Here is a 9359-nt window from a genome sequence, read left to right as displayed (position 1 = left end):
CGCCTGCCCCCGCTCCGGCGCCTGCGCCTGCGCCGGCACCCGCCGCCCCGGCCTCCGCCACCCAGCGCGACGCCGTCCGCCTCGCCGACCAAGCCAGCTTCGGCCCGAGCGAAACCCTCGTCACCGACATCAAGTCCAAGGGCGCGGCCGCGTGGATCAGCGCGCAGATGGCGCTCAACAGCTCGCGCTACACCAGTGGCAAGACCGGCGAGATCCACCAGAACACCAGCGCCACCGACTTCTGCGAGCTGCCGGCCCACGTCAACGAGCCCGACTGCTGGCGCGACTGGTTCTCGACCGAGCCGCTGCTGTGGGATTTCTACCGCAACGCGGTGAAGCAGCCCGACCAGCTGCGCCAGCGCGTCGCGTTCGCGCTGCAGCAGGTGGTGGTCGTCAACAGCCTCGAGGTCAGCGGCAACTACGGCTTCCGCGTCTACTACAACAACCTGCTCGACAACGCGTTCGGCAACTACCGCGACGTGCTGAAGAAGGTGACGCTGTCGCCGGTGATGGGCGATTTCCTGAACAACGCGAACAACGACAAGGCCGCGCCGAACGAGAACTATGCGCGCGAGCTGCTGCAGCTGTTCTCGATCGGCACCTGCGAGCTGAACGCCGACGGTTCGCTGAAGACCGGCAAGTGCGTGCCGACCTACAGCAACGACACGGTGCGCAACTATGCGTTCGCGCTGACCGGCTGGACCTACCCGGCCGGCGGCGTCACCTCGTACGGCTGCTACCCGACCGGCATGAACTGCCGCTACTACGGCGGCGACATGATCGCGGTCGACAAATTCCACGACACCACGGCGCGCGACCTGCTGGTCGGCGCCAAGCTCGCGGCCGGCACCAAGGCCCCGGCCGCGCTCGACACCGTGCTCGACAGCCTGATGGCGCACCCGAACACCGCGCCCTTCATCGGCAAGCAGCTGATCCAGCAACTCGTCACCAGCAACCCGACGCCGCAGTACGTGGCCCGCGTGTCGGCCGCGTTCAGCAGCGGGCGCTACACCTACTTCGACAAGAGCTGGGGCAGCGGCAAGAACGGCGACCTGGCCGCCACCGTCGCCGCCGTGCTGCTCGACAGCGAGGCTCGCTCCGAGACCGTCACGCGCAACAGCGGCAAGCTGCGCGAGCCGACGCTGATGTTCACCGGCACGCTGCGCGCGCTGAACGGCAACACCGATGGCGACTCGCTGAGCTGGTGGTGGGGCGACAGCCTGCGCCAGCACGTGTTCCGCCCGCCGTCGGTCTTCAACTACTACCCGCCCGACTACCCGGTGCCCGGCACCGCGCTGGTCGGCCCGGCCTTCGGCATCCACAACGCCAACTCGGCGCTCGAGCGGCTGAACTTCCTGACCTACCTGTTCGACTGGGACGGCACCAAACCGGCCGGCAGCGGCGCGCCGAACCCGGTGGGCACGCAGGTCGACCTGTCGGCCTTCACCGCCGACGCGACCGATGCGGCCAAGCTGGTCGACCGGCTGTCGATGCTCGCGATCGGCCAGCTGCTGCCGGCCGGGCCGCGCACCGACGTGATCGCCGCGGTGTCGGTGTCCGGATCAAGCACCGACGCCCAGAAGCTCAACCGCGTGAAGATGGCTGCCTACCTGGTGTTCGGCTCGCCGAACTACCAAGTGCAGCGCTGAGGAGTCCGACATGACACATCACACCCACGCTCCCGCCTCGATGGACCGCCGCCGCTGGCTGCTCGGCTCCGGCGCCACGCTGGCCGGCGCGCTCGGCACCGGCACGCTGTCCAACCTGCTGCTGGGCGCCCGCCCGGCCTACGCGGCCGACTACAAGGCGCTGGTCTGCCTCTTCATGTACGGCGGCAACGACGGCTTCAACACCGTGGTGCCGACCGACACGCGCTACGACCAGTACGCGGCCGTCCGCAAGGACCTCGCGATCCCGAAGGCCAGCCTGGTCAACCTCGCCAGCATCAACTACGGGCTGCACCCGTCGCTCGCGGCGCTGTCCACCGCCTGGGCCGACGGCAAGCTCGCGCCGGTGCTGAACCTCGGCACGCTGAACTCGCCGCTGACCAAGGACCAGTACCGCGCCGCGGCGAGCAGCTCCGACCTGCTGCCCGACAACCTGTTCTCGCACTCCGACCAGCAGATCCTGTGGGAGACCGGCACCTCCGACTCGCTGACCCGCACCGGCTGGGGCGGCCGCGCGTCCGAGGCGCTGGCCACTGCCAACCCGGTGATCTCGGTCGCCGGCTCGACGCGCTTCGGCCTGTCGTCGGCGCAGACGCCGCTGGTGCTGCCCGACCCGGGCGCGACCTTCGGCGCCTACAACCTGCAGCCCAAGGACCTGACCAACAACGCGTCGAACACCGCGCGCAAGAAGGCCATCGATTCGCTGTACGCGCAGGCGCAAGACGCGGCGCTCGCCGATGCCTATGCGGCGGCGCAGCGCAATGCCTTCAGCGTGTCGGACCGGCTCGCGTCGACGGTGGCGGTGACGCCCGGCGGTCCCGGCGCGCTGGCCGCGATCGACAGCGCGTTCGCGCCGCTGATCTCCAACAACACGCTGAAGACGGGCCTCGCCAAGCAGCTGTACCAGGTGGCCAAGCTGATCGCCGCCAACGGCACGGTGCAGGGCAACCGGCAGATCTTCTTCGCGTCGATCGACAGCTTCGACACGCACGCGAACCAGGTCACCGGCGGGCCGACCACCGGTGCGCATGCCGACCTGCTGAAGGAAGTGGGCGACGCGCTGGGCGCGTTCTATGCCGCGATGAAGAACCTCGGCATGGCCGAGGCGGTGACGGCCTTCACGCAGAGCGACTTCGGCCGCACCTTCACGCCGAACAACAGCAACGGCACCGACCATGCGTGGGGCAGCAACCACCTGGTGGTGGGTGGCGCGGTGAAGGGCGGTACCAGCTACGGCACCTTCCCGACGCTGACGCTGGGCGGGCCGGACGATGTCGGCAAGGACAGCTGGGAGCTGCAGGGCCGCTGGATCCCGACCACCTCGGTCGACCAGTACGCGGCGACGATGCTCGGCTGGTTCGGCGCCACCGACACGCAGCTCGCCACCGTGCTGCCGAACCTGAAGAATTTCGCGACGAAGAAGCTCGGCTTCCTGTAGCCGGCGTCCGGCAGCAGCTCCGGCCTGTCGGCCGGCATTGCAGCCTGTCCGGCCGATCGGCCGGGCCGTCGCCCGGCCATCGCAGCGGTACCTGCCGCCGCTTACAGTGGCTGCATGGTTTCGACCCCCACCCCGCCCGCCGCCGCCGGTTTTACCGGCTCGATGCTGCCGGCCGCCCGCCGCACCTTCAGCGCCTACGCCCGCTGGCTGGACAGCATCAGCTGGAAGCGCTTCATCGTGCTGTCGGTGCTGGCCCTGATCGCCTCCGGCATCCTGTCCGACCTGCCGCCGTTCAACCTGCGCTGGACCGACGACCGCGTCGTCGTGAAGGGCCCGAAGAAGCGCAAGGCGCCGGCCGTCACCGCACCGGCCGCACCGGCCAGCGCCGCGTCGTCGGCCGACGGCAGCAAGCATGCCGACGTGGTCATCGGCGGCAAGCCGTTCCAGATCACGATCGACGACAAGGGCGTGCGGATCGGCTCGCTCGAGATCGACGACAAGGGGGTGCGCGCCGGCCCGCTGGAAATCGACGACAAGGGCGTGCGCGCCGGCGGCGTGAAGATCGACGAACGCGGCGTGCGCATCGGCCCGGCGACGCCGACCGAGGCGGCATCGGCCGTGTCGGCCGCGGCGTCTGCCGGCATCACCATCAAGGTGCCGAGCATCGAGGTCAAGCTGCCGAAGAATGCCGACACCGAGGAGGTGCGCTCGGCCGTCGAGCAGGCCAAGGCCGACATCCAGCAAGCGATCGCCGACGCGCAGGAGGCTGCGGTCGATGCCCAGCGCGAGGCCACCGACCGCGTGCTCGAGAAGATGTCCGCCGACGACGAGGTGGAGACCACCACGATCAAGGGCTTCCGCCCCGGCGACCACCTTCCCGGCTTCACCTTCCTGCTGATCTTCCTGTCGATGGTCATCAAGATCATGGCCGCCGGCCGCTTCAAGGCCGAGGCGCAGGCGGTGGTGGCCACCGAGATGGCCGAGTCCGAAGCGCTGAAGCGCCAGGTGATCGAGGCCCGCATGGCCGCGATGCAGGCGCAGGTCGAGCCGCACTTCTTGTTCAACACGCTGGCCAGCATCGACCACCTGATCGAGACCGACCCGCCGCGCGCCAGCAAGATGCAGAAGAACCTGATCGCGCTGCTGCGCGCCAGCATGCCGACCATGCGCGAGGCCAACGCGCAGGCCACGCGCGACCTCGGCCGCGAGCTCGCGGTGATCCGCCCCTACCTCGAGATCCTGAAGGTGCGGATGGAGGAACGCCTGCAGACCGAGGTGCGCGTCAGCGACGGCCTGCTGTCGGCCGAGTTCCCGCCGATGATGCTGCAGAGCCTGGTCGAGAACGCGATCAAGCACGGACTGGAGCCGAAGGCCGAGGGCGGTTCGCTGACGGTGGCGGCCGAGATCGTGCACGGCAAGCTCGCGGTCTCGGTGGCCGACACCGGCCTCGGCTTCGGCAAGGCCGCGACCGCCGGCACCGGCATCGGCCTCGCGAACATCCGCGAACGCCTGCAGCTGCTGTACGGCAACAAGGCGAGCCTGACGGTCGCTGAGAACCCCGGCGGCGGCACCCGGGTGACGATCACCGTGCCGTACCGCGCCAAGCCTGATGAAGGAGCCTCCGCATGAACCGCGTTCTCAAGGTCTTCCTGTGCCTCGCCCTCAGCGCCCTCGTGATGGCGGGCCTGATGGCGGCGGCGCTGATCCACAGCCTGCCGGCCGACGGCATCCACCTGACCATCGACGGCGAGTCGTGGATGCTGCCGCCGATGCATGCCGGGCAGTGGGTGGTGGTCACCGCCTGCCTGCTGGTAGCCGCGCTGGTGGTGGCGATCGTCGTGCCTTGCGCGCTGATGGTGGGGCTGGGCGTGCCGCTGTTGCTGGCGGGGCTGGCCGTCGGCATTGCCGTCGCGGTGGCGCTGATCGCCGCGGGGCTGCTGCTGTCGCCGATGCTGCTGCTGGCCGCGGCGGTGTGGCTGGTGTGGCGGCTGCTGGAGCGCAAGCCGAAGGTCGCGCAGGCCTCGGCTGCGGCTACGATCCAGGGATGAACATCCGAGCTGTGATTGCCGACGACGAGCGGCTGATGCGCGAGCAGCTTCGCGCGCGACTCGCCGAGGTGTGGCCCGAACTCGAGATCGTCGCCGAGGCGAAGAACGGGCTGGAGGCGGTCGAGCTGACGACGCAGCACCGGCCCGACCTGGTCTTCCTCGACATCCGCATGCCGGGCATGACCGGTGTCGAGGCGGCGCGCCAGATCGGCCAGCTCGCCGCCGGCGACGACGACTGGGACGGCTGCGAGATCGTCTTCATCACCGCCTACGACCAGTACGCGGTCGAGGCCTTCGAGCAGGGCGTCGTCGACTACGTGCTGAAGCCGGCCGAGCGCGAGCGGCTCGCGCTGACGGTCGAGCGCATCCGCAAGCGGCTCGCGCAGCGCGCAGCCTCGCACGAGGCGCCGCCGGTGGCCGGGCCCGAGATGCAGCAGCTGCTGCAGAAGCTCGCGCTGCAGCTGAACCCGGGCAGCGCGCCGCAGCGGCTGCGCTGGATCCAGGCGACGGTCGGGCAGGCCATCCAGATGATCCCGGTCGACGACGTGCTGTTCTTCATCTCCGACGAGAAGTACACGCGGGTGCAGACGGCGACGATCGAGGCGCTGATCCGCAAGCCGATCAAGGAGCTGCTGGACGAGCTCGACCCGAACCAGTTCTGGCAGATCCACCGCTCGACGCTGGTCAACACGCAGGCGATCGCTGGCGTGACGCGCGACCTGCGCGGGCGTCAGCTGGTCAGCGTGAAGGGGCACCACGAGAAGCTGGAAGTCAGCCGCAGCTTCACCGGCCTGTTCAAGGGGATGTAGCCGCCTTCAGCTCAGCAGCTTGACCAGCGCATCGGGGTGGATGCCCAACCCACCCAGGCCTGCGACGCCCATCAGCACGCCGAAGCCCATCGGCACCCAGGTGAGCCAGTACAGCCACCACAGCTGAGTGAGCGCGGTCACCGCCAGCAGCGCGATCGCGATGGCGAGCGCCGCGTCCGACAGGTCGAACTGGTCGTCGCGAAAGTTCAGCGCGTCGTAGGTCTTCTGGTCCTGCTCGGCCTGGGCCTTGACCTCGAGTTTCTTCTTCGCCTGGTCGGCGGCCAGCGCCTCGTAGCGAGCGATCTCGGTGTCGTAGGCAGTCGCCTCGGCCCCGCTGCGGCCGGCGCGTGCGAGCCGCAGCTGGGTCAGCGTCGCATCGGCCACCTCCTGCCGCACGTTGCGGGCCTGGTAGTAGGACCAATGGTCCAGCTTGTCGGCCTGCGCCTGCTGCATGGCCTGCACGATGTTGTCGTCCTTGACTTTGCAGATGCCCATGAAGGTCGCGAGGATCGCGACGCTCACGGCCACCACCGCATTCAGCCGCGCACTGCGCTTCGCGGCAGAAGAGGCTTCCTGCAGGGCCTCCACGGACTGCATCGGATCCACGTCCATCAGGTCTTCTCCGCCGGTTCGTCGCGGCGCATCGACGCCGCCATCAGGAATTGGGCCGCCCAGTAGGTCGCGAGGATCACCAGCGCGGCCAGCGGCAGCGGCGGCCCGAAGCGGTCGGTGGCCAGCAAGGCATCGGAGGCGACGAACAGCGCAGCACCCGCGGCCGCGTGCCGCGCGTGGTGCGCCGCGGCCTCGCCTTGGGAGCGCGCCGCCCGCCAGGCCGCGGCCGCCTGGGCGGCCATCGCCGCGAGGCAGGCCACGTACGCCAGCACCGGCACGCGCAAGGGCTGCGGAACGCCGTGCCACAGCAGCGCGAGGATCGTGCCGGCCACGAGCGCGTACGCGGCGAACGCCACCGGCCAGGCCCCGAAGCGCACGCCGCGCGTGAACGCGGCGATGTACGCCAGGTGCGCCAGCAGGAAGGCCACCAGCCCCGGCAGGAAGCCCTGCACCGGCCACAGCAGCGCCACGTCGCCGGCCAGCGACAGCAGCAAGCCGACCCGTATCCAGCGTTGTCGCGCCGGCAGGTCCGCCCCACGCGGCCATGCGAACGCGATGATCAACACCGTGGTCAGCGGCTTGAACACGAACAGCCAGCGCGCCGCGATCCAGCCGTCGCCCGACGCGATGGCCAGCGCCGCGCTCGCGACGATGATCACGGCCCAGGCGATCGGCTTCATGCCGCCCCCGCTGCCGGTGCTGCGGCCTTGGCCAGCTCGGCCCGCGCCAGCGCCGCGGCGCGCAGCGCCTTCAGCTTCTCGCGCGGGTCTTCCTTCGGGCCGGCCTCGTCCAGCTTCATCTCGGCGATGAAGCGGCTCGGGATGCCCTGCACGAAATCGCGGCCGCGCTTGCGCCGGCGCAGCGTGCTCACCGCGAGCGTCGTGCGCGCCCGCGTGATGCCGACGTACATCAGCCGGCGTTCTTCCTCGAGCCGCTGCGGCGTCATCTCCTCGTCGTCGCTGCGAAACGGCAACAGCCCTTCGTTGACGCCGACCAGCACGACGTGCGGCCACTCGAGGCCCTTGGAGGCGTGCAGCGTCGACAGCGTGATGACGTCCTGCTCCTCGCCGCGCTCGGCCAGGCTCATGATCACCGAGATGGTCTGCGCGACGTCGAGTACGCTGGTGCGCTCGGTCTCGATGCTCATGCCGCCGTCGTTCTCGATCTCGCCGCCGCAGCGCTTGGCGATCCAGTCGATGAAGTCGATCACGTTCGACCAGCGCGACGCGGCGAGCTTCTCGCTGTCCTCGCCGTCGTACAGGTGCTTCTCGTAGTCGATGTCCTTCAGCCAGCCCATCAGCAGCGCCTTCGCATCGTCGGCGCCGGTGGTGTGGCGGGCGCGGTACTCGAAGTCGCTGACGTAGCGGCCGAACTCGTGCAGCGAGCCGATCGCGCGCGCGTTGATCGCGGTGCCCAGGCTCTCGGCGAACAGCGCCTCGTACAGGCTGGTCTTCCACTTGCCGGCGAACTCGCCGAGGCTGCCCAGTGTCTGGTGCCCGATGCCGCGCTTGGGCGTGGTCACGGCGCGCAGGAAGGCCGGGTCGTCGTCGTTGTTGACGAGCAGGCGCAGCCAGGCGCACAGGTCGCGGATCTCGGCGCGGTCGAAGAAGCTCTGGCCGCCCGACACCTTGTACGGCAGCTCGGCCTTGCGCAGCGCCTTCTCGAACACCCGCGCCAGGTGGTTGGCGCGGTACAGGATCGCGAAATCCTTGAACTGCACGCCGTCGGCGGCGCCGTTCGCGCGGATCGCCTGGATGCGCGCGACCGCGCGCTCGGCCTCATGCTCCTCGTTGTCGCACTCGACCAGCTGCACCGGCTCGCCGTCGCCGAACGCGCTCCACAGCTTCTTCTCGAACAGCTTCGGGTTGTGGCCGATCACCGCGTTGGCCGCGCGCAGGATGTAGCCGGTGGAGCGGTAGTTCTGCTCCAGCGGGATCACCTTCAGGTCGGCGTACTCCTGCGGCAGGCGGCGCAGGTTCTCGATGGTGGCGCCGCGCCAGCCGTAGATGCTCTGGTCGTCGTCGCCCACCGCGGTGAACATGCCGCGCTCGCCGACGATGCTCTTCAGCAGCTCGTACTGGATCGCGTTGGTGTCCTGGTACTCGTCGACCAGCACGTAGCGCAGCGTGTTCTGCCAGGTCGCGCGGGCTTCTTCGTCGCGCTTCAGCAGCCGGTACGGCATGCCGATCAGGTCGTCGAAGTCGACCGCCTGGTAGGCCGAGAGCCGCTCTTCATAGCGCTTCATCACCTTCTGCGCGACCACGTCGTCGTCGGTCTCGGGCTTCACGTCATCGCTGCCCAGGCCTTCGTTCTTCCACAGGCTGATGGTCCACTGCCAGCGGCGCGCCATCGCGATGTCGGTGGTGCCGCCGGCATCCTTCAGGATGCCGAGCACGTCGTCGCTGTCGAGGATGCTGAACTTCTCCTTCAGCCCGAGCCGCGCGCCCTCGGCGCGCAGGATGCGCACGCCCAGCGAGTGGAAGGTGCTGACCACCAGGTGCTTCGCGGCGCGCGCGCCGATCAGCGACTTGGCGCGCTCGCGCATTTCCTGCGCGGCCTTGTTGGTGAAGGTGATCGCGGCGATCTGGCCCGGCGCATAGCCGGCTTGCAGCAGCCGCGCGATCTTGTGCGTGATGACCCGCGTCTTGCCCGAGCCGGCGCCGGCCAGCACGAGACACGGGCCGGACAGGTGCTGCACGGCCTCCATCTGGGCGTTGTTCAGCGTGGAGGCGGAGTCGGGGGAGGAGGACACGGGGGGACGGCTTCGGAAGGGGAGTCGCATCGA

At 69.6% G+C, this 9359-nt stretch carries 8 protein-coding genes; 5 read left to right on the top strand and 3 right to left on the bottom strand.

The annotated features are described in order from the left end of the window. From ACXJLU_RS24335 to ACXJLU_RS24315, 5 genes are all read left to right on the top strand, one after another. A partial coding sequence (locus tag ACXJLU_RS24335) for a DUF1800 domain-containing protein (protein WP_457335426.1) occupies nucleotides 1–1649 on the top strand: 1649 nt, incomplete at its 5' end. A gap of 10 nt (nucleotides 1650–1659) precedes the next feature. Then, entirely contained in the window at nucleotides 1660–3105 is a 1446-nt protein-coding gene (locus ACXJLU_RS24330; RefSeq protein WP_457335424.1) for a DUF1501 domain-containing protein, read from the top strand. A gap of 114 nt (nucleotides 3106–3219) precedes the next feature. Further along, nucleotides 3220–4734, top strand: a complete 1515-nt coding sequence (locus ACXJLU_RS24325; RefSeq protein ID WP_457335422.1) for a sensor histidine kinase — start codon at nucleotides 3220–3222, stop codon at nucleotides 4732–4734. After that, a complete protein-coding gene (locus ACXJLU_RS24320; protein WP_457335420.1) occupies nucleotides 4731–5153 on the top strand; it encodes a hypothetical protein in 423 nt (140 codons plus the stop codon). Before ACXJLU_RS24325 ends, ACXJLU_RS24320 begins: the two co-directional genes overlap by 4 nt. Then, a complete protein-coding gene (locus ACXJLU_RS24315; RefSeq protein ID WP_457335418.1) occupies nucleotides 5150–5962 on the top strand; it encodes a LytR/AlgR family response regulator transcription factor in 813 nt (270 codons plus the stop codon). The genes ACXJLU_RS24320 and ACXJLU_RS24315 overlap by 4 nt, the downstream gene beginning before the upstream one ends. A gap of 6 nt (nucleotides 5963–5968) precedes the next feature. On the opposite strand, the gene ACXJLU_RS24310 is transcribed toward ACXJLU_RS24315, so the two are convergent. From ACXJLU_RS24310 to ACXJLU_RS24300, 3 genes are read right to left on the bottom strand one after another with little or no spacing between them, the layout of a single operon-like run. Continuing rightward, nucleotides 5969–6574: a DUF4337 domain-containing protein gene (locus tag ACXJLU_RS24310; RefSeq protein WP_457335416.1), complete on the bottom strand. Its 606-nt coding sequence runs from the start codon at nucleotides 6572–6574 to the stop codon at nucleotides 5969–5971. Then, on the bottom strand, nucleotides 6574–7254 hold the full coding sequence (locus tag ACXJLU_RS24305; RefSeq protein WP_457335414.1) for a lysoplasmalogenase: 681 nt from the start codon (nucleotides 7252–7254) through the stop codon (nucleotides 6574–6576). Before ACXJLU_RS24305 ends, ACXJLU_RS24310 begins: the two co-directional genes overlap by 1 nt. Further along, nucleotides 7251–9356 (bottom strand): ATP-dependent helicase, encoded by a 2106-nt coding sequence (locus ACXJLU_RS24300; protein ID WP_457335412.1) that lies wholly within the window; start codon nucleotides 9354–9356, stop codon nucleotides 7251–7253. The genes ACXJLU_RS24305 and ACXJLU_RS24300 overlap by 4 nt, the downstream gene beginning before the upstream one ends. Nucleotides 9357–9359 lie beyond the last annotated feature (3 nt).

The sequence above is a fragment of the Rhizobacter sp. P5_C2 genome, assembly GCF_054049715.1.
This window is presented reverse-complemented; position numbering and strand designations above follow the sequence as displayed.

Bases quoted from the DNA above. Each gene is read 5' to 3' on its own strand.
- ACXJLU_RS24300 (WP_457335412.1), bottom strand. From the start codon at position 9,356: ATGCGACTCCCCTTCCGAAGCCGTCCCCCCGTGTCCTCCTCCCCCGAC.
- ACXJLU_RS24310 (WP_457335416.1), bottom strand. From the start codon at position 6,574: ATGGACGTGGATCCGATGCAGTCCGTGGAGGCCCTGCAGGAAGCCTCT.
- ACXJLU_RS24330 (WP_457335424.1), top strand. From the start codon at position 1,660: ATGACACATCACACCCACGCTCCCGCCTCGATGGACCGCCGCCGCTGG.
- ACXJLU_RS24305 (WP_457335414.1), bottom strand. From the start codon at position 7,254: ATGAAGCCGATCGCCTGGGCCGTGATCATCGTCGCGAGCGCGGCGCTG.
- ACXJLU_RS24315 (WP_457335418.1), top strand. From the start codon at position 5,150: ATGAACATCCGAGCTGTGATTGCCGACGACGAGCGGCTGATGCGCGAG.
- ACXJLU_RS24320 (WP_457335420.1), top strand. From the start codon at position 4,731: ATGAACCGCGTTCTCAAGGTCTTCCTGTGCCTCGCCCTCAGCGCCCTC.
- ACXJLU_RS24325 (WP_457335422.1), top strand. From the start codon at position 3,220: ATGGTTTCGACCCCCACCCCGCCCGCCGCCGCCGGTTTTACCGGCTCG.